We start from the raw sequence: 19,934 nt of genomic DNA, 5'->3' as shown, positions 1-19,934 counted from the left end.
CCTGGGACGGTAGGGTAGTCAACGGTGCGCCGGGAAGTCTGGTCGGCAAGTATATTGCCGACCCGATTTCCAGGAGTGTGCCGTGAGCGAATCCCAGACCCGATCGACGCTGTTTTCCCGCGGATCGTGGGCGGAGACCGCGCGGATCTCCGACATCCTGCGCAAGGAAACGGTGGGCGGAGCGCTGCTCCTGATCGGCTCGGTCATCGCTCTGGTCTGGGCGAACTCGCCGTGGTCCGACGGCTACATGGCGCTGCGCGACACCACCGTGGGGCCGGCCTCCCTGCACCTGAACCTCTCGCTCGGGACGTGGGCCGCCGACGGGCTGCTCGCGATTTTCTTCTTCGTCGTGGGCCTCGAACTCAAGCGGGAGTTCGTGGCCGGAGACCTGCGTGATCCTCGCCGCGCCGCTCTTCCCATCGCCGCCGCCGTCGGTGGCATGGCCGTCCCCGCGCTGGTCTTCGTTCTGATCAACGCCCGCACCGGTGAGGGGGCGCTCGCCGGCTGGGCGATTCCGACGGCCACCGACATCGCGTTCGCGGTGGCCGTCCTCGCCATCGTGAGCACTCACCTTCCGGCGGCCCTGCGCACCTTCCTCCTCACCCTCGCAGTCGTGGACGACCTGCTGGCCGTCACCGTGATCGCCGTCTTCTACACCGACGAGCTCGCGTTCGGCCCATTGCTTCTCGCGCTGATCCCACTGGCACTGTTCACCGTTGCCGTGCAACGACGCGTTCGCTCCTGGTGGATCCTGCTGCCCCTCGCCGCGGCCACGTGGATCCTCGTGCACGAGTCGGGGATTCACGCGACCGTGGCAGGCGTGCTCCTCGGCTTCGCCGTTCCCGTGATGCGCAGTGAGAAGGCCGGCGGTCCCGAGGCCGGACCCGGTCTGGCCGAACACTTCGAGCATCGGATTCGGCCCATCTCGGCGGGATTCGCAGTGCCACTGTTCGCCTTCTTCGCCGCAGGGGTCACCATCGGCGGATTCTCCGGACTGAGCACCTCACTACGCGACCCGGTCGCGCTCGGTATCGTCGCCGGCCTGGTGATCGGCAAGGCAGTCGGGATCTTCGGCACCACGTACCTCATGTCGCGGTTCACCCGGGCGACCCTCGACTCCGGCCTCGCCTGGCTCGACGTCCTCGGAGTCGCCCTCCTCGGCGGCATCGGGTTCACCGTCTCCCTCCTCGTCGGCGACCTCGCCTTCGGCATGGACTCCCTGCGGGGTGATCACGTCAAGGTGGGCGTACTGACGGGATCGTTGACCGCCGCGGTCCTGGCCGCGGCGGTCCTGCGAATGCGCAACGGCGCTTACCGCACCATCGCGCTTGCGGAGAGCCGGGACGACGACGGCGACGGCATCCCCGACGTGTATCAGCGGTGACCGTCTGCCCCGGTTGTTCCGGGCTTCGTCTGCGCGTCGGGTGAGCCGGTCTCCCCGACCGGGCCGGCCGCGTATTCGGCCATCAGCCGGGTGATCTCGTCGCGATCGGCGAGTCCCGGAAGTCCCCACCCGTCCCGGTAACCGTAGAGCTCGGCGAGCGTAGTCGCGCGGCGGTTGCCGTCCGCGACCTCCACATCCGAAGCTGTGATCAGTCCGGGATGTGCGACTCCGCACGCCTCGGCCACCTTGAACACGTCCCGCCGCAGCGACCGGACGTAGTTGTCGGCCCGCACCGACTTCGCCTGGGCGTCGAGGCCGTGTTCCAGCCAGCTGCTCTGGGTGGCCACTCCCGTGGGGCATCGATCGGTGTGACATTTCTGGGCCTGGATGCAGCCGATCGCGAGCATCGGCTCGCGGGCAACGTTGATCATGTCGCAACCCAGAGCCATCGCTACCACTGCGTTGTCGGGCAAACCGAGTTTCCCGGAGCCGATGAACGTGATGCCGTCGGTGAGTCCCGCCTCGGCGAACATCGAGTACACCCGGGCGAATCCACTGCGGAACGGCAACGAGACCGCGTCGGAGAACACCAGCGGTGCCGCACCCGTGCCACCCTCGCCGCCGTCGATCGTCACGAAGTCGACGCCCCGGTCGGAGTGGGTCATCTCCTCGATCAGCGATTCCCAGAACCGGGAGTCTCCGACGGCCGACTTGATGCCCACCGGCAGTCCCGTCTCGGCGGCGACGAGTTCCACCCAGTCGAGCATGCTGTCGACGTCGTGGAACGCGGTGTGCCGTGACGGACTGACACAGTCGCTGCCTTCCCGGACGCCGCGGATCTCGGCGATCTCGGCCGTGACCTTCGCACCGGGCAACAGGCCACCGAGCCCCGGCTTCGCACCCTGGCTGAGTTTGATCTCGATGGCCCGTACCGGGGCGGAGTCGACGAGGGATACCAGTCGATCGAGATCGAACCGGCCGTCCTCGTCCCGGCACCCGAAGTAGGCGGTACCGATCTGGAACACCAGATCCGCACCGTTCCGGTGGTAACGCGACAGCCCACCCTCACCGGTGTTCTGCAGGCAGTCCGCCGCCGTGGCACCGCGATTCAAGGCGGTGATCGCCGCCGACGACAGCGAGCCGAAACTCATGGCCGAGATGTTGACGAGTGAGTGCGGACGAAAGGCCTTGGCCCGGCCGCGTGCCGCCCCCAGAACCTTGGCCGACGGGAGCTGAAGTGTGTCACCACCCCCGGGGACGGCCGACGGGGCGATGTCGGAGAACGTGCGGTGCTTGATGATGGTGTAGCCGTCGGTGAACTCGATGTCGTTGTCCGTGCCGAAGCCGAACGTGTTGGTTTCCTTCTTCGACGACGCGTACACCCAGCGACGCTGATCGCGGGTGAAGGGACGCTCCTCGTCGTTATTGGTCGTGATGTACTGCCGAAGCTCCGGCCCGAGCGACTCCAGCAGATATCTGCCGTGGCCCAGGACGGGAAAATTGCGCAGCAGAGCGTGCCGCCGCTGGAGCAGGTCATACGAGGCCACGGCGGCCAGCGCGGCGGCCGGGATCCCGAGGGCGTTCGACCAATTCATGAAGCCACCGTACGTCGCGGTCCGGGGGCTCCGTTGGCGATTTCGGTGTGGTCGCCGGCTTCCGGTGCCACGCTTGACGGTATGAACCCTATTCGCCCCATTAGTGATCGATACAGGAGTGATCGATACAGGAGTGATCGATAATGGCCCGGCCGGTACGCGTCGTCGTTCTCGGAGCGGGCTCGTGGGGAACCACGGTGGCCGGACTGGCGGCGCGGAACACACCGACCCTCTTGTGGGCGCGGAGCTCGGACACCGCCGACGAGATCAACACCGTCCACCGGAACTCCCGGTACCTCGGTGACCGCGTCCTCCCCGACTCGATGCGCGCGACCGCCGACCTCGTCGAGGCAGCGCAGGAGGCAGACGTCCTCGTCGTCGGGGTGCCCTCACATGCCGTCCGCGGCACCCTCTCGCAGATCGCCAACGAGGTGCGCGCGTGGGTACCGGTGCTGTCGCTGGCCAAGGGACTCGAGCCCGGCACACGGCTGCGTCCCACCGAGGTGATCGCGGAATGCCTCCCCGGCCATCCCGTCGGGCTCCTCGCGGGGCCGAACATCGCTCGGGAGATCGTCGACGGACTTGCCGCGGCTTCCGTCGTGGCCACCCAGGACGTTCGAGTAGCGACCGCCCTGCAGCCACTGTTCGCGTCCCCCGTCTTCCGCGTCTACCGCAACACCGACGTGCTCGGGTGCGAGCTCGGTGGCGTGCTCAAGAACATCGTGGCCATCGCGTCGGGTATGGCCGACGGACTCGACGTCGGCGACAACACTAGGGCTATGGTGCTCGCCCGAGGGCTCGCCGAGATGACCAGGCTCGGCGAGGCGATGGGCGCCAACCCACGAACCTTCGCCGGCCTCACCGGTGTCGGTGACCTGATCGCGACGTGCATGAGCCCCAGTTCCCGTAACCGCCGGGTGGGCGAAGCGCTGGCCCGCGGGCTGACCGTGGAGGAGGCCGTCGCCCAACTCGGCCAGGTTGCAGAGGGTGTCAAGACCGCACCGACCGTCATGGAACTCGCCCGTGACCACGGTGTGGACATGCCTATCGCCGCCGAGGTGGAAGCCGTGGTGGCGGGGCGACAGACAGCGGAAGGTGCCTACCGCGGCCTGCGCAAGGTCGCGGCGGGCAGCGAGCACGAGGTCGCGTGACGAGCGGGGCCGGCGATCACGCCCCGACCGGACGGAGGATCCACCAGCCCCCGAGCAGGAGACATCCGATGTTGACCAGCAGGAAGAGACCCACCCAGACGATGCCGGGAACACGGGTGAGCCGCGCCAGCTGATCGGCGTCGGAGTCGGGGGCGGCCCGCCGTGCCCGACTCCGCTGTAGTTCGATGACCGGCCGCGGTGACGCCACCAGCATGAAGGACGTGATCAGGTAGGCAGCCGCCACTTGCTGCTGCTCCGTGCCGAGCCAGGCCAATCCGAACAGCAGGGCTCCGACGACGGTGAGGGAGAACAGCCCGTAGAGGTTCCGAACCAGGATCAGCATGGCGGCGAGTGCCACCACCCCGATCCAGAGCACCGCGACGGCATGGCGGGTCCCGAGCACCCAGGCTGCGCCGAGGCCGAGGACCGCGGGACCCACATACCCCGCAAAGGTCATGAGAACGACACCGAGTCCCGTGGGCTTGCCCGACGAAATCGCGACCCCGGACGTATCCGAGTGCAGCCGGACACCTTTCAGTCGTCTACCGAAAAGCAGCGCGACCACGAGGTGCGCACCCTCGTGGATGATCGTCACCACGTTGCGCGTGATGCGCCAGGCGTGGGGCTCGAGAACGAGCACCACCGCGACCACTGCTACCACTTGGACGATCCATGTCGCCGGGGTGGGGCTGATCGCGCTCACGCGCTCCCACAGCGATCGAATACCGTCTACACCCGCCGCGTCGTATGCGGCGGCCCCGCTCACCTGAGTCATCGGCGCCGAGTGTACGGAGGAGCGGCGTTACCCGAGGAGCAGGATCCTTCGCAAGACTACGGTCACGAGTAGGTAAACATGCGGAGAGCTGCCGTAGCGCTGGCCTAGGCTCGATAGTTGCCCGCGATCGACCCGGCGGGTACGAGTGCGGATGGATCGGGGTGTCCAGATGCGGATCGCGGATGTATTGCGGAGCAAGGGTACGGCGGTAGCGACGGTCGACGCCGATACGTCGGTGAGCAGCGTCGTCGACGAGCTCGCCCAGCACAATGTGGGCGCGCTGGTGGTGCTCGAGAAGGGCTCGTTGGTCGGCATCGTGACCGAGCGCGACGTCGTGCGCAAGATTCACGAGCGTGGACCCGATGTGCTGAGGGCACGGGTCGCGGACATCATGAGCACTTCGGTGTTCACCTGTCTGCCCACCGACAGCGTGGACAGCCTCGCCGAGACCATGACCGAGCGCCGGATCCGGCACCTGCCCGTGGTGGTGGAGGGGCAGCTCGTCGGCATCGTCAGCATCGGTGACGTGGTGAAGAGCCGGATCGGCGAGCTGCAGAGCGAACGCGACCAGCTCGAGCACTACATCGATCAGGGCTGAACTCCACGACTCCCGCTAGCGTCGTATTCGACTCTCTAGCGATGAGCCTAGAAAGCGATAGATTGCACTACCGATCTCTCAGTCGCTCTGGCCGCGCAGATACCGGCCGAAGTGCGGGACGGTGAACCCGATGGATCCACGCTCGGCCGAATAGATCAAGCCCTTTTTGATCAGGCCGTCCCGGGCGGGTGACAACGAGGCCGGCTTACGACCGAGTTCGGCGGCGATCGCTGCTGTCGCGACGGGGCCGTCGTCGCCCGCGAGATCCGCCATCGCCCGCATGTACTCGCGTTCGGCGGGGGTCGCGCGCTCGTAGCGGGAACCGAAGAACCCCACGGCGAGTTCCTCTTCCGCGGTCGGTGCCGCCACCCGCACGTCTTCCTCGGTGATCGGACTGGCCGCAGCCACATCCCAGGTGGCCTTCCCGTACGCCTGCACGAAATAGGGATAACCGTCGGCGGCCGCATACAACGCATCCAAAGCCTCATCGGCGAACTTCACATCTTCCCGCTCTGCGGGCGCGATGAGCGCGCGATCCGCCGACGCCCGGTCCAGCCGGTCGATGCGGTGGTAACTGAAGAGCCGTTCCGAGTAACTCTTCGATGCCGACAACACCGCAGGCAGGTGCGGGAGACCGGCACCGACCACGATGAGCGGCGCCGCGTCCTGGCTGAGTTCGTGGCACGCGCCGCAGATCGCGGAGACGTCCGCGGCACCGAGGTCCTGCATCTCGTCGATGAACAGCGCGATCCCGACGCCCACATCTCGCGCCAGCGAGGAGGCGTCGAGCAACAACTCCACCAGATCGATCTCGATGTCTCCCGAATCCGCCCGACCCTTCACGGCCGGGGCGTCGATCCCGGGTTGCCATCTCTCCCGCATGCCCTTGTCCGCCGTCGCCCGCAACGCGAACGACTTCAGAACGCCCAGGAACTCCTCGACCCGATCGGGGTTGCGGTGTGCCCCCGCGATCTCGCGCACTGCCATGTGCAGCGCCGACGACAGTGGTCGGCGCACGTCCTGGTCGGGGCGGGCCTCGATCTTGCCGGTTCCCCAGCTGCGGGAGATGGCCGCCGACCGCAGATGATTGAGCAGCACCGTCTTCCCGACTCCGCGGAGTCCGGTGAGCACCACACTGCGTTCCGGACGGCCGCGGGCGATCCGCTCGAGCACCACGTCGAACGCATCGAGCTGTCTGCTTCGGCCCGCGAGCTCCGGTGGACGCTGGCCTGCACCGGGGGCGTAGGGATTACGGACGGGGTCCATGGCCTCGAAGGTAACAACCTCGATAGCCGAATCTGCGGACATCTAGCGCGTGTCCTAGATCCCGCTATGAAGTCCACGACGCGCACGAGGGGGTGGGTGTTCGTCACCCTTCGGTGCCTATCGACGGGCGCCCGTTCCGCCGAGGCTGGAAGCAGTCACACGGAACGGGAGAACACCATGATCGAGACGGACGTCAGAGCGCAGCTCGAGCGCCTCGCACCCCTCGCCGCCGTCGGGGACGAGGAGGCCGTGGAAGAGATTCTCCGCATCGCCCACCCGGTGGTGCATCGCTACTGCACCTCCCGACTCGAATCGGTGGAACACCCGCACGCCTCGGCCGACGACGTCACCCAAGACGTCTCCCTCGCATTGATGAGCGCACTGCGCACCTACCGCGACGAAGGTAAATCCCTGTTGTCGTTCATCTTCGGTATCGCCGCACACAAGGTGTCCGATGCCCGTCGGCGCGCCAATCGCCTGTCGGTGCCCACCGCACGATCGGCCACCGCGCATCACACCGTGGATATCGACGAGGGGCCCGAGCACCACGTGCTGCGCACCGAACTTCGGGGGGAGATGGACGAACTGGTGCAGACGCTCCCGGTCCGGCACCAGCAGATCGTGTTCATGCGCATCGTGGTCGGGATGTCCGCCGAACAGACGGCTCGCGTACTCGACACCACCCCAGGGGCCATTCGCGTCGCCCAGCACCGCGCGCTCGCCCACCTGCGGTCCCGGATCCACGCGTCGCTTTCCCTGTCCAGCTGACCTGACCACCCGAGGTGCTATCGCACCATTGCCATTCGCCGGACCGAGTGGTCCGATGTAACGATGAGCGCAGCCGACACAGTTTTGCTCGCGATCGGAACCAAGAAGGGCCTCTGGCTGGCCACCAGCCGAAACCGCAACACGTGGTCGTTTTCGGGCCCACACTTCTTGATGCACGAAATCCCCAGCATCGGCATCGACACCCGCGCGGGCCGCACCCGCATTCTCGTGGGGGTCCGGTCGGAGCACTGGGGACCGACCGTCGCCCATTCCGACGATCTGGGCGCCACATGGGTCGAACCCGACCACGGGGCGATCCGATTCGGTGACACCGACGACGCCGCGCTCGAGCGGATCTGGCAACTCCAACCGGACAGCGAAGACCGGCCCGGTGTCGTGTGGGCGGGCTGTGAACCGATTTCGGTGTGGCGATCCCTGGACAACGGCGAGCACTTCGAACTCGAGCGCGCGCTGTGGGACCACCCGCACCGGTCGCAGTGGGGTGCCGGGTTCGGCGGCGCTGCAGCTCATTCCGTGGTTCCGCATCCCCGCCACCAGGACACGGTGCACGTCGCCATGAGCACGGGCGGCGTCTACCGCACCACCGACGGCGGCCGCACCTGGCAGCCGCGCAATGCGGGCATCTCGGCGGGCTTCCTGCCGGATCCGAATCCGGAGTTCGGGCAATGCGTCCACAAGATCGCCCGTGACGCGGTGACCGAGAATCGGCTGTACGCGCAGAACCATCACGGCGTGTACCGATCCGACGACAACGGCGACACGTGGAAGTCGATTGCCGACGGGTTGCCGTCGGACTTCGGTTTCGTCCTGCTCACCCACCCGTCTCGCGAGGGCACGGTGTGGGTGGTGCCGATCGAGGCGGACGCCGAACGGATCCCACCGGACGGCCGCCTCGCCGTGTACCGCAGCGAGGATGCCGGCAACACCTGGACCCGGCTCGACCGCGGCTTACCCGAACGCGAGTACAACGTGGTGCTGCGTGACGCCGCGTCGGTCGACACCGCCGACCCCGCGGGAGTGTATTTCGGTACGCGCGGCGGTGCCGTGTATGCGAGCGCCGACGAGGGCGCCACGTTCACCGAGGTGATCGGACACGTTCCCGACGTCCTCTGTGTGCGCGCGGCGGTGGTGGCCGTGCCGTGACCGGGGCGGTGTCCGTTCGGGTTCCGCGCGCCCTCGCCTCGATCGTGGGCGGTGAACGCACCATCGACGTGGCTATCGACTCCGTGGCGACAGTGGCCGCCGTCCTCGACGTTCTCGCCGAGAGGTACCCGGTGCTCGGCAGGCGCATTCGTGACGAGACCGGCGCCCTGCGCCGGTACGTCAACGTCTACGTGGACGGCGAGGACGTTCGCCTACTGAGCGGCGTGAGCACCGAAGTAGCGTCCGGACAGGAAATACAGATTCTGCAGTCGGTCGCCGGAGGCTGACACCCACCGCGCGTGCACGTGGTTCGAGCGCGCCGTCGACATCAGTACCCGAGGTCGAGCGCCACCGCACGGGTGGGGGCGCCGTCCGAGCCCTCGATGGTGATCGGCAACAGGCTGACGAGGGGGTCGGGGAAGTCGATGAGGTCGAGGCGGCACAGGTTCTCGCCGATCACTCCCCCGGCAGCGGCGATCAGGTGGTGCACCGGATATCCGTTCTCGGCCTGCCCGGCGGAGGGCGTCTCGTCGACACTCGGTGCGTCGACGCAAAATGTCCGAACTCCCCGATCGAGCAGTAATTCGCAGGCATCGGGATCGAGATAGGGGTGCGTGTAATAGGCGTCGCTGCCGTAATAACGCGACCATCCGGTATGAAACAGGGCGATGTCGCCGGGCCGTACGCGTTCGGCAGCGGCCCGGATCGCATCAACGGTAATACGTTCGCGCGCACCGAGATCGCGGACGTCGAACAACACTCCGCGGCCGACGAACAGCTCCGGCGGCAGGGCGTCGACGGTGGCGCCGGTCGCATCCATGTGGGCGGGCGCATCTACATGGGTGCCGGATTGCGATCCGAAACGGACACCCATGACGTTGTAGCCATCGCGTTCGATCGTGCGGTGCGGCGTCAGCATCGGCACCGGATCACCGGGATACACCGGCATTCCGGGACCGATCGTGTGGGAAAGGTCCACGATTCTCCGCACGTGTGGCATCGTTCGATTGTCCATGGTTCGCGGGCATGTGCACGCTGTGGCGGCGGCACGGAACTGCGCGCCACGATATGCTCGACGACGAGCAAAGAGGTGGTTGCATGCCCGCGCGGTTGCTGACGCCACAACGTCAGGTCGAGGCCGACGATGGCCGAATTTGATCCGCTCGCGACTCAGCGTGGCGCCGCTCCCACGCTCGCAGCCGAACTCTCCGCTGTCGGGCTCGAGGATGCCGTAGAAATCGGCCGCGGCGGATTCGGAGTGGTCTACCGCTGTATGCAACCCCAGCTCGACCGGACCGTCGCCGTGAAGGTGCTCACCGCGGAACTCGACGCAGAAAACCTCGAACGATTCTTGCGGGAACAACGCGCGATGGGCAGATTGAGCGGACACCCACACATCGTCAACATCATGCAGGTCGGCGCTACGGACAGCGGCAAACCCTTCATCGTGATGCAATTTCATCCCCACGACTCGCTCGACATGCAGATCCGTAGAAGGGGTCCCGTGCCGTGGAGCGAGGCGCTCCGAATCGGCGTCAAACTCGCCGGCGCCCTGGAGACCGCCCACAGGGTGGGAATACTCCACCGCGACGTGAAACCCGGCAACATCCTCCTCACCGAATACGGCGAGCCGCAGCTCACCGACTTCGGAATCGCACGGATGTCCGGGGCTTTCGAGACGTCGGCCGGCACAGTCACGGGATCACCGGCGTTCACCTCGCCCGAAGTGCTGTCGGGACGGGCACCGACCGCGGCGTCCGACGTGTACAGCCTGGGCGCCACGCTGTTCAGCGCCATCACCGGTCATGCCGCGTTCGAGCGGCACCACGGCGAGGAGGTGATCGCCCAGTTCCTGCGGATCACCACCCAGCCCGTGCCCGATCTGCGCCAGGAAGGCTTTCCCGACGACGTGAGCGACGTGATCCAACGGGCGATGTCCGGTAACCCGGAGGAGCGTCCGGCCTCCGCCGCCGCGTTCGGAGACGAACTCCGCGACATCGAACGCCGTCACGGGCTGACCGTCGACGAGATGGCGATGCCCGTCGACAAAGGCATCGTCGTCGTCCATCCCGCCGATGCCGCACCGTCCGGCACCACAACCGGTGACACCCCTCGTTCCACCACCGGCAGGCGACGGGACACCTCGACGCCTCCGCCGACGCCGGCTACCCGGTTCCGGCCGCCGGTGCCCACCCGGCGACTGGTGGAGCGTGCACGCCTCATCGACTTGTTGCGGGCCGGCCGTCGCCGGCTACTCACAGTCATCCACGGCCCGACCGGTTTCGGGAAGAGCACCCTGGCTGTGCAGTGGCGTGATGTCCTGACCGCGGACGGTGTGGCCGTCGCATGGCTGACCGTCGACAACGACGACGACAACGTGGTCTGGTTCGTCGCGCACCTCATCGAGGCGATCCGGCACGTGCGGCCGAGTTTGGCCGAGGAACTCGGTCAGGTTCTCGAAGAGCACGACAACGAGGCCGAGCGGTACGTACTCACCTCCCTCGTCAACCAGATCCACTCGAGCGGTGAACGCGTCGCTCTGATCATCGACGACTGGCAACGGGTGTCCGATCCGGCGACGATCGCCGCCCTGGAGTTCCTCCTCGACAACGGGTGTCACCACCTGCAGGTGATCGTCGCGAGCCGAACCCGGGCGGGCCTGCCGATGAGCCGGATGAGAGTCAAAGACGAACTGGTCGAAATCGATTATGCCGAACTCCGTTTCGACAACGGTGAGGCGCGAGAGTTCCTCGTCGACCTCGGTGGCCTGCCCCTCGAGAACGACGACGTCACCGAACTCCGAGATTCCACCGACGGCTGGGTGGCGGCGCTGCAGCTGGCCTCGTTGTCGTTGCGGGGCCGATCCGATCCCGGGGAACTCATCGCCGGGCTGTCGGGACGGCATCACGCGATCGGCGAATTTCTCGCCGAGAACGTCCTCGACACCCTCGAACCGGCGATGCTCGACTTTCTGCTCGCCACGTCGATCACCGACCGCATCTGTGGACGCCTCGCCTGCACCCTCGCAGACACGGCGCGGGGGCAGGCCATGCTCGAGGAGGCGGAGGACCGGGATCTGTTCCTCCGTCACATCGACGACGAGCGGACGTGGTTTCGCTACCACACCCTCTTCGCCGAATTTCTCCGCAGAAGGCTCGAACGCGATCAGCCCGAACGTCTTCGGGAACTTCATCGGGCAGCGTCGGATTGGTTCTGCAACCACGGACTGCTCCGGGAGGCTGTCGATCATGCTCTGGCGGCCGGTGACGAACAACGGGCCGTCGAGTTGGTTGAGGCCGACGGGTTGTCGCTCTTCGAGCATTCGCAGACCGCGACACTGCTCTCCCTGGTCGGCAAGCTCCCGCCGCGGTTGGTGCAGCGCAGTGCCCGACTGCAGATCACCGTGGCCTGGGCAGACATGATGTTGAGCCGCATGGATCCGGCGCGGCGGGCCCTCGAACTGGCCGAGCGTGCCCTTGAACACAGCGAACTCGACGCGGGGGACATCGCGGATCTCCGCGCCGAGATCGGTGCTGTCCGCGGGGTCGGTGAACTGCGCGCCGACCGGATCGACGACATCGACGAACTCGTCGCCGAGAGCCTCGCCCAGCCGGAATCATTGCACCCCTGGGTGGTGTCGGCCGCTTCCAACGTCGCCACCTTCGCCGCGGTGTATCGATTCGACTTCGCCGAAGCGCGACGGCTGCAGGAACGCGCCCAACCCTATTACCAGCGGAACAAGGGACCGCACAACATGGTTCACGGTGAATGCTACGTCGGCATCTGCGCGCAGGAAGAACTCGACGTCGACGAGGCGGAGAAGCGCTTCCGCAAGGCAAGGGGTGGCGCGCGGAAAGCCGGCGGAGTGCACGCGCCCTCGGGCCGGCTCGCGGGTTCCCTTCTCGGCGAGCTCCTCTACGAGCGGGGCGAACTCGACGAGGCGGAGCAGCTTCTCGACGACGGGTACCGCCTCGGCGCGGAAAGCGGCGGCGTGGACTTCAAGATCGCCCGGTACGTCACTGGGGCCCATATCAAGGCACTCCGCAATGACCGCGACGAAGCCGCCCGCCGGCTGCACGAAGGCTACGAAATCGCCACTGCGCATCGACTTCCGCGCCTGAAGGCCCGCGTGGAGAACGAGCGCCGAAGATTGGGGATCTCCGCCCATCCCGCACTCGGAGCAGCCACACCGATCACCTATGCAGAGCGGCGCCGACCGGTGCACGGGCTGAACTCGATCACAGCGCAGGTAGAAGAAGCCACCGCCATCCGTCTCCTCCTCGCCACCCGTTCCCAGGAGAACATCGAGCTGGCCTGCACATGGGCGCACGAGTGGACCGGCAGGCTGGAGGGCAGCGGACGCCGACGGGCGCTGCTCCTGGCCGATCGACTGCTGGTGGCGTGCCTTGCCGCGGCGGGCCGCGAAGACGAGGCCAAGAAAGTACTCGCTTCCGTGGCGTCCATCTGCGCCGTCCGGGGTCTTCGCCGCATTCTCCCCGACGGTGGACCGCTCGTCGTCGCCCTCTCCGCAGATCTGCGGGCAGATCAACTGGCCGGCGACTGGCAGCCGGAGTGGCCTGCCGTCCCACCCGAATTCCTCGAACAGATCCAGGCGTCGACTGCCCCGTACACCTTGTGAGTGGATCATTCATCGCGGAGCAGCCACTGACCGAGGCAGTGACGGCGTGTCGATGGATTCGATCGACACGGGTCGCGCAAATCGTGCCCAACTGCAACACACACTCCGGCGACTTCCAAGGTGCGCTCGCCCGTGACGTTGTTCGGTGAGCGTAACGCGGTCACGCTGTTCTGCTCATAGCACCTCGGCGACTGCCGTGTTGATCAAAAATCTGACTTCGCACTGTCCTGCGCCCGGTCGGGCATGATTCGCGGTTCACACGCAGCGTGGCCCGCGCCAATGCTGACGCGGGCCACCTGCAGTATGTGCGTACGACTACCTCGTCATGTACAACTTCGTCACGTCGGGCTGCTTTTGCCCGAGTGGATCACTCTGCATAGGCAAGTCACCGATCCGGCTCTTGTTGTAGCCACCGTTATCCAGGATGAAGATCGTGTTCACGGTGAGCGCAGAATCCTTGAATGCAATCTCCTGGCACTCCACCGCCTTGGCAACGAACTCGTCACTCGCCGGGTCCAGCGCGGCCAGAGCCTCGGCACACGTGTCCAGCGCGGGCACCGGGTACGAGCAAGCGTTGGAGACGGCGTCACTGGTCAACAAGCGGAAGAACGTTCCCGGGATCCCGCGGAGCATGGGCACTCCCGCCACCTCTCCGTTCGCTCCCTTTGCTTGATACCACTGCTCATTGAGGTCAGTTGCGGCGGTGAGCTGAAGGTCAACGCCGATCTCCTTCCATTGGGCCTGCAGAATCTCGAAGTGCTTGGACTCGTTCGGCATAACGACGGCCTCGAGATTCAGGCCGTTGGCGTAGCCGGCGTCTGCGAGAAGGTCCTTGGCTTTCTGAACGTCGTAGGGGTAGGCGTTTGCGAGGTCCTCCGCGAACAACCGGTGACCACTCGGCACGAGACCCACAGCCGCCTCGCTCTTCCCGCCCGTGTACAACTCGTTGACCCTGTCACGGTCCGTGCCGTAGTTGAGGGCCTGGCGCACCCTGAGGTCGCCGAGCGGCTCGCCCTCTCGCATGCAGAACAATGCAGAGTCCGTGCCGGGGAGGCGGTTGGAATAGCCCTGTAAGGCTCCACCCAACGCGGACGCATCAGATTCCGAGACCAGGTTGAGACCGGCGACGAAATCGATGGTGCCGCCGCGCAGCCCGTTCATCCCGGCTGCCCCGTCGCCGATGTGCCGATATTCGATGCCCGCCAACTTAACGTTGTCCGCATTCCAGTACAAGTCGTTCTTGACCATTCGCACTCTGGCACCCGGTTCGAACGATTCCAGCTTGAATGGACCCGCAGTGATGACATCTCCGTTGTGATTGCCTGGCGCGCTGATGGTTTTCGGCGACACCGGGGCGGTCTCGGCGTCCGCCAACAGTGGGTAGAACAATGCCATTCTCGGCTCGGTCAGCTGAATGGTGAACTTGGTAGGCGAGTCTATTGTCATCGAGTTGACAAGTTTGAGTTCCGACAAGCGCAACCCTGGGGGCTGAGCCTCTATGGTGCGCTTGATGCTGTTTATGGCGGCCTGCGCGTCCAGCGTCTCACCGTTACTGAACTTCAGGTCGGGGCGCATGGTCACGCTGACCGTCGTAGGGTTGGCGACAGTAACTTCCTCTGCAAGATCCATGACGTACTCGCCGTTTTCGTCAATCTTCAGCCACGAGTTCGTCACCGGATAAACGTATCCGTACCAACCGGGCCCGATGGTGGCTGGATCGAAGCTGATGCCTCCCTGAAATGTCAGGTCGACACCCCGGACGAACACTCCGTCGGGATCGTATTCTCCGCTGGAGCTTGCGTTGCTGCCGGATCCGCACGCGGACAACAACATGGCGAAACTTAAGAGCAGCCCGATTCCTAGGGCGGTGATATGACGTCTCATCCTTGCTGGCCTCCTGGTAAGAGAAAAATTCATAGCGGCGAAAGCATTCCTGGGGCGGTGGTGATGTGAGTGAAGGCTCGGCTCGTGACCCTCTGACCTGCGAGTGAACACCCGTATTCCTATGCTCGCCCGGAGCTGGGTGCCGGCTGCGGCATGGGGAGGTCGGTGACGGATCGCCCAGCGAGTTGAGGGCCATGTGTGTGCAGATGGCAGCGTGCCATCACACCGGCGGGCCCAACATACGCCTCCGGCTCGACTGTCCGACAGATTTCCATGACATGAGCACAACGGGTATGGAATCGGCAGCCCTGAGGCGGGTTCGCAGGCGAGGGAATCTCGCCTTTCAGCTCGATCCGCTCTCGAGCCCGCTGCACCGCGGGATCTGCTACCGGGATCGCGGAGAGCAGTGCCTGCGTGTATGGATGGCGAGGACGGGTGTAAACCTCCTCTGCGGACCCGTATTCCACTACTTGTCCCAGGTACATGACCGCGATGTCGTGACTGACGTGTCGCACGACGGCCAGGTCGTGTGCGATGAAAAGATAGGCGACATGTCGGTCGCGTTGAAGGTCGGTGAGTAGATTGATGACGTCCGCCTGCGTGGAAACGTCGAGCGCGCTGACCGGCTCGTCGAGCACAAGCAGCTTGGGCCCACAGGCCAAAGCACGCGCGATGGCAACCCTCTGCAACTGTCCACCCGAGAGCTCCTGTGGATAGCGCTGCCCATGAGACGGTTGCAGGCCGACGGTGGCCAGTAGTTCAGCGACTCGATCTTGATGAGCGGACCGCGGGAGTAATTGGTGGGTCCGCAACGGCTCTGCGACGCTGGACCCCACGGTGGCCATGGGATCAAAGGACGAGTAGGGATCCTGGAAGACGACTTGCATCTGACGCCGCAATGCACGTAACGCCGCACCGCGGAGGGAAGTGATCTCCTTACCGTCGAACATGACGTGGCCATTCGTGGGCGCATCCAGCCGCAGGGCCAACCGACCAAGGGTGGATTTTCCCGAACCGGACTCTCCTACCAGCCCCAGCGTTCGCCCTGGTCTGAGCGACAAGCTGACGCCGGCAACGGCCGTCACGTGCCGGGTACCTCGCCCCATCAGGTTCTTGTCGACGGTGAAGGTTTTTCGCACATCGTGAAGTTCGAGGACATTGTCATTCATGAGGAGACGACCTCCAGCAGCTCGTCGGAGCGGATGCAGCGGACTTGGTGCGCAGGTTCCGGTTGCGTCAACTGCATCGGTCGGTCGCACTCGACACGGCTGTGCGGACAGCGCGGCGCGAATCGGCATCCCTCCGGGAACGCGGACGGCAGCGGCACCGTTCCGGGGATCGCGGTGAGCCTTTCCCCACGCCCAGCAAGCTGAGGCATCGCCTTCATCAGTGCTTGGGTGTACACGTGCCTGGGTTGCCGAAAGAGCTCGTCAACCGGTGCCTGCTCCACAACCTGACCGGCGTACATCACCACCACCCGATCACAGATGTCCGCCACGACCCCGAGGTCATGGGTCACGAGGATCATCGACATGCCGAGCTCTCGTTGCAGCGAGCGCAACAGATCGAGCACTTCTGCCTGGATGGTCACGTCCAGGGCTGTGGTTGGTTCGTCTGCGATCAACAATCGCGGTTCGCACGCTAGAGCTTGGGCGATCATCACTCGCTGCCGCATGCCGCCAGAGAGCTGGTGAGGGTACTGGTCAAGGCGCACATGCGGGTCGGAGATGCCAACCATGTCGAGCAATTCAGCTGAGCGGGTCTTGGCCGCACTCGCGGTCAGGTCGGTGTGGAGTCGCACGGTTTCAGTCAGTTGATTGCCGATGGTGAATGCGGGGTTGAGGCTGGACATCGGGTCCTGGAAAATCATCGAGATGTCCTTGCCGCGGACCGACCGCAATTCCCTGGCCGACATCGAAGTGAGGTCGCGGCCGTCGAAAGTCACCGATCCGCGCTCGATCCATCCCGGCGGCGTGGGAACCAGCCGCATGATGCCGAGCGATGTCATGGACTTGCCACATCCACTCTCGCCGACCAGCCCCACGATCTCGCCCGGCTCGATATCGAAGCTCACGCCGTCAACCACGGTGACCGCTCCCGATTCCGTAGCGAAGCGGATCTCGAGATCACGGACGGAGAGCACCGCACTCGACGACGGCTGCTTGGTGGCGGTCCGATTCTCCTTGACCGACGTGACCCCCAGCCCCGCCCCCCGTCGGATGGCGCGAGGCGCCTTCACTGGTTGGTGGCCCAGGGAGTCGCGCAGCCCATCCCCGATGACGTTCCAGGCGAGGACTGTCAGGGCGATCGCAATTCCGGGCGCCAGCATCTGCCACGGGTGGGCGAAGATCGCATCGTATGCGCGTCGCAGCATCTGACCCCAGCTGGGATCGGGTGGCTGCACGCCCAGCCCGACGAAGCTCAGCGATGCTTCGGCCAGCAGCGCGGCACCGAGGAGCACGGTGACCTGGACGATCAAGGGTGACGCCAGGTTCGGCAGAATTCTGCGCATCAGGATGGTGTGGGTGCGGGTTCCGATCGCACGTGAGGCTTCGACGAACGTCTCCTCCTTGACCGCAAGCGTCTGGGCACGAATTAGGCGGGTAAGTCCGGGGACGAAGATGACCGCGATGGCGATTGTCGTGCTTCCCAGACTCGCGCCGAGCATTGCGGCGATGGCGATCGCGAAGACCAGCGGAGGGAAGCTAGAGAGCGCGTCCATCGCGCGCATGACGCTGTAGTCGAATTTCTTGCCCACGTATCCAGCCGTCAAACCCAGAGCGAGCGCGATGATAAGCGCCAGACCCACGATCGTGAACGCTGCCTGCAGGGCAACCTGCGATGCGTACACCAGTCGGCTGAAGACATCCCGCCCGAGTTCGTCGGTGCCCAAGAGGTGGTCCGATGACGGACCCAGGAATGGAACGGAGTCTTGGGTCGCTGGATCGTGGGGGGCGATGAGAGGGGCGAATATGGAACAGGCAACGATCACGATCAGCCAGGCAAGGCCAAGCATCGCCGCGTTGTTCTTCCTGAATCGTCGCATGGCCTTCGCGAGTGGCCCCGACGAACCGCGGCTGCCACGTTCGGCCGGCGGTGCTGCAATGGCGTCCGTAACGTCGACGACTTCACGTGTCTGACCGGTCAAGACGCACGCACCTTCGGGTTGAGGAAACTGTAGGCGATGTCGACCAGGAGCATGAGCAGCACCTGGATGAGGGCAAAGAAGACCACAATGCCCTGAATCATTGGCAAGTCGGAGTCGAGGACGGCCTGCAGTAGTCGGGTGCCGAGACCGGGAATACTGAAAATCTGCTCGACCAACACGGAGCCTCCGATGAGCGATCCCATGGTCAGACCCAGCACCGTAACTGTCGGCATGGCCGCGTTTTTCAATGCATGCTTGCCGACGACGCGGGCGGCTCCCCCACCCTTGCCCCAGGCAGTGCGGACGTAGTGCGATCCCATGACGTCAACCAGCGATGCCCGCAATTGCCGCATGATGATCGCCGCAGGGAGCAGCCCCAGCGCGATGGCCGGCAGCACCAGCGACCGGGCCCAGCCGACGGGGTCTTCACCGAACATCGGGAGACCCCCTGGTGGGAACCATCCGAGCTGCAAAGACAACCCCGAGATGAGAAGCATTCCGAGCCAGAAGTTGGGGACCGCCATACCGATGCTGGAGCCGACCGTTGCGAATCGGTCGCGTGCACTGCCTGGCCGCTTGCCTGCCACAAATCCGGCCACACCGCCGACAACCACACCAAACGCGATCGCGGCGAGCGCGAGCGTCAGTGTCACCGGGAACCGATCTTGGATGGTCCCGGTCACGGAGCGCCGGTCGACCAGCGAGTCACCGAAGTCCAGGACAATCGCGTGACGCAGCCAGTCCCAGTACTGAACCGGCAAAGGCTGGTCCAAACCCAACTCTGCACGAACTTGGGCGATGCGCTCCGGCGTAGCGTTATCGCCGCCGGCCAACACAGCGGCCGCGTCACCGGGAATAAGCGTCGACAGCATGAAGACGACGAATGACACCAACAACATCACGGGGATCAGGGCCCCGAGCCTCCTCAGTATCAGCGCGGCCATTGCGGTCTCCGCTCTGCCGTCTCGCCATGGAAAAAATGGGTGAGCATGCTGGGCTCCAGCCTGGAAGTGTAGAAGCGTAATGGGTTCCGAGGCAGGCATCGGTAGTTTCCCGAACACGGCCTCGTCAGAGGGTAGTGTGCACTACATCACGTTACGCTGTAAAGTATGAGTTGTTCCGCACCATATCCCCGGGAAGTGGAGCTGCCCGATGAACGGGGGATCCGCTGGCGACGATTAGTCGATGCACTCTTCGAAACTCGAACCTATGCGGGCTCTTGTGGCTTGAAAGTGCATCGATCCCGCGGGTGACGTTGCTGCAGTGCTGCAATGAACGAATCCGGTTGTGAAATAGGTCGCGGAATCCGCTGGGCGCATACCCGAGGTGCGGCCCCCAACACCTATGTCATCGTGATCGTGAACCCGGACGCCGACGTTCAACGGCTCGGGGTATCACGCTCTACGTCGGGCGAAGGAGCTACTCCAGCCGAATATCTCTCCTGCGGTGGCTAATCCGCGGACATCAGGGTTGGCCGTCCGCCCATTAGTCGATCTGCACGCTCAGGCACGAACGTGCGCGCCTGCCCGGTGAAGGTCGCCCAACGCGGTCACGGCAGCAGA

At 65.3% G+C, this 19,934-nt stretch carries 15 protein-coding genes; 7 read left to right on the top strand and 8 right to left on the bottom strand.

Translation table 11 applies throughout. From position 1 onward, the window contains the following. Positions 1–82 precede the first annotated feature (82 nt). Positions 83–1,384, top strand: a complete 1,302-nt coding sequence (nhaA, locus tag ACH49N_RS25565) for a Na+/H+ antiporter NhaA (protein WP_358275287.1) — start codon at positions 83–85, stop codon at positions 1,382–1,384. Here the strand turns inward: nhaA and ACH49N_RS25560 are convergent. Beyond that, entirely contained in the window at positions 1,375–2,979 is a 1,605-nt protein-coding gene (locus ACH49N_RS25560) for an FMN-binding glutamate synthase family protein (protein ID WP_358275289.1), read from the bottom strand. The genes nhaA and ACH49N_RS25560 overlap by 10 nt on opposite strands. Positions 2,980–3,122: 143 nt before the next feature. Here ACH49N_RS25560 and ACH49N_RS25555 point away from each other — a divergent pair, with 143 nt between their 5' ends. Next, positions 3,123–4,130 carry an NAD(P)H-dependent glycerol-3-phosphate dehydrogenase gene (locus ACH49N_RS25555; RefSeq protein ID WP_109333855.1) on the top strand — a complete coding sequence of 336 codons (1,008 nt, stop codon included), beginning with the start codon at positions 3,123–3,125 and terminating at the stop codon, positions 4,128–4,130. 16 nt (positions 4,131–4,146) lie between these two features. Here ACH49N_RS25555 and ACH49N_RS25550 read toward each other — a convergent pair whose 3' ends face one another. Then, entirely contained in the window at positions 4,147–4,833 is a 687-nt protein-coding gene (locus tag ACH49N_RS25550) for a M50 family metallopeptidase (RefSeq protein ID WP_358275413.1), read from the bottom strand. Positions 4,834–5,074: 241 nt separating this feature from the next. On the opposite strand from ACH49N_RS25550, the gene ACH49N_RS25545 reads away from it, so the two are divergent. Then, positions 5,075–5,503 (top strand): CBS domain-containing protein, encoded by a 429-nt coding sequence (locus ACH49N_RS25545; protein ID WP_358275415.1) that lies wholly within the window; start codon positions 5,075–5,077, stop codon positions 5,501–5,503. Between the two features lie 78 nt (positions 5,504–5,581). Here ACH49N_RS25545 and ACH49N_RS25540 read toward each other — a convergent pair whose 3' ends face one another. Beyond that, entirely contained in the window at positions 5,582–6,769 is a 1,188-nt protein-coding gene (locus tag ACH49N_RS25540) for an ATP-binding protein (RefSeq protein WP_159927345.1), read from the bottom strand. A 177-nt stretch (positions 6,770–6,946) separates the two neighbouring features. Here ACH49N_RS25540 and shbA point away from each other — a divergent pair, with 177 nt between their 5' ends. The 3 genes from shbA to ACH49N_RS25525 all read left to right on the top strand — a co-directional run bounded on the left by shbA (position 6,947) and on the right by ACH49N_RS25525 (position 8,988). Then, entirely contained in the window at positions 6,947–7,537 is a 591-nt protein-coding gene (shbA, locus tag ACH49N_RS25535; protein ID WP_358275291.1) for an RNA polymerase sigma factor ShbA, read from the top strand. 63 nt (positions 7,538–7,600) lie between these two features. Continuing rightward, positions 7,601–8,701: an exo-alpha-sialidase gene (locus tag ACH49N_RS25530; RefSeq protein WP_358275292.1), complete on the top strand. Its 1,101-nt coding sequence runs from the start codon at positions 7,601–7,603 to the stop codon at positions 8,699–8,701. Next, positions 8,698–8,988 (top strand): ubiquitin-like small modifier protein 1, encoded by a 291-nt coding sequence (locus ACH49N_RS25525; RefSeq protein WP_358275294.1) that lies wholly within the window; start codon positions 8,698–8,700, stop codon positions 8,986–8,988. The genes ACH49N_RS25530 and ACH49N_RS25525 overlap by 4 nt, the downstream gene beginning before the upstream one ends. Positions 8,989–9,029: 41 nt before the next feature. On the opposite strand, the gene ACH49N_RS25520 is transcribed toward ACH49N_RS25525, so the two are convergent. Next, the gene (locus ACH49N_RS25520; protein WP_358275296.1) at positions 9,030–9,701 is read right to left on the bottom strand and encodes a cyclase family protein; all 672 of its coding nucleotides are present in this window, start codon (positions 9,699–9,701) and stop codon (positions 9,030–9,032) included. 144 nt (positions 9,702–9,845) lie between these two features. Between ACH49N_RS25520 and ACH49N_RS25515 the strand changes: the two genes are divergently transcribed. Further along, positions 9,846–13,340 carry a protein kinase gene (locus tag ACH49N_RS25515; protein WP_358275297.1) on the top strand — a complete coding sequence of 1,165 codons (3,495 nt, stop codon included), beginning with the start codon at positions 9,846–9,848 and terminating at the stop codon, positions 13,338–13,340. A 315-nt stretch (positions 13,341–13,655) separates the two neighbouring features. Here the strand turns inward: ACH49N_RS25515 and ACH49N_RS25510 are convergent, their stop codons facing one another. The 4 genes from ACH49N_RS25510 to ACH49N_RS25495 form a co-directional block, all read right to left on the bottom strand. After that, positions 13,656–15,257, bottom strand: a complete 1,602-nt coding sequence (locus ACH49N_RS25510) for an ABC transporter substrate-binding protein (protein WP_358275298.1) — start codon at positions 15,255–15,257, stop codon at positions 13,656–13,658. Between the two features lie 86 nt (positions 15,258–15,343). Then, positions 15,344–16,393 carry an oligopeptide/dipeptide ABC transporter ATP-binding protein gene (locus ACH49N_RS25505; RefSeq protein ID WP_358275300.1) on the bottom strand — a complete coding sequence of 350 codons (1,050 nt, stop codon included), beginning with the start codon at positions 16,391–16,393 and terminating at the stop codon, positions 15,344–15,346. Next, entirely contained in the window at positions 16,390–18,372 is a 1,983-nt protein-coding gene (locus tag ACH49N_RS25500; protein ID WP_358275302.1) for a dipeptide/oligopeptide/nickel ABC transporter permease/ATP-binding protein, read from the bottom strand. Before ACH49N_RS25500 ends, ACH49N_RS25505 begins: the two co-directional genes overlap by 4 nt. Further along, positions 18,369–19,316 (bottom strand): ABC transporter permease, encoded by a 948-nt coding sequence (locus ACH49N_RS25495; RefSeq protein ID WP_358275303.1) that lies wholly within the window; start codon positions 19,314–19,316, stop codon positions 18,369–18,371. The genes ACH49N_RS25500 and ACH49N_RS25495 overlap by 4 nt, the downstream gene beginning before the upstream one ends. Between the last annotated feature and the right edge of the window lie 618 nt (positions 19,317–19,934).

The organism is Rhodococcus sp. NPDC019647 (genome assembly GCF_044389235.1).
Taxonomy (GTDB): Bacteria; Actinomycetota; Actinomycetes; order Mycobacteriales; family Mycobacteriaceae; genus Rhodococcus_F; species Rhodococcus_F oxybenzonivorans.
The sequence above is the reverse complement of the archived record's forward strand: the minus strand, read 5'-3'. Positions and strand labels throughout refer to the sequence as shown.

Coding starts and splice junctions, on each gene's coding strand:
- shbA (WP_358275291.1), top strand. CDS start 6,947: ATGATCGAGACGGACGTCAGAGCGCAGCTCGAGCGCCTCGCACCCCTC.
- ACH49N_RS25520 (WP_358275296.1), bottom strand. CDS start 9,701: ATGCCACACGTGCGGAGAATCGTGGACCTTTCCCACACGATCGGTCCC.
- ACH49N_RS25530 (WP_358275292.1), top strand. CDS start 7,601: ATGAGCGCAGCCGACACAGTTTTGCTCGCGATCGGAACCAAGAAGGGC.
- ACH49N_RS25545 (WP_358275415.1), top strand. CDS start 5,075: ATGCGGATCGCGGATGTATTGCGGAGCAAGGGTACGGCGGTAGCGACG.
- ACH49N_RS25510 (WP_358275298.1), bottom strand. CDS start 15,257: ATGAATTTTTCTCTTACCAGGAGGCCAGCAAGGATGAGACGTCATATC.
- ACH49N_RS25515 (WP_358275297.1), top strand. CDS start 9,846: ATGGCCGAATTTGATCCGCTCGCGACTCAGCGTGGCGCCGCTCCCACG.
- ACH49N_RS25555 (WP_109333855.1), top strand. CDS start 3,123: ATGGCCCGGCCGGTACGCGTCGTCGTTCTCGGAGCGGGCTCGTGGGGA.
- ACH49N_RS25560 (WP_358275289.1), bottom strand. CDS start 2,979: ATGAATTGGTCGAACGCCCTCGGGATCCCGGCCGCCGCGCTGGCCGCC.
- ACH49N_RS25540 (WP_159927345.1), bottom strand. CDS start 6,769: ATGGACCCCGTCCGTAATCCCTACGCCCCCGGTGCAGGCCAGCGTCCA.
- ACH49N_RS25495 (WP_358275303.1), bottom strand. CDS start 19,316: ATGGCCGCGCTGATACTGAGGAGGCTCGGGGCCCTGATCCCCGTGATG.
- ACH49N_RS25505 (WP_358275300.1), bottom strand. CDS start 16,393: ATGAATGACAATGTCCTCGAACTTCACGATGTGCGAAAAACCTTCACC.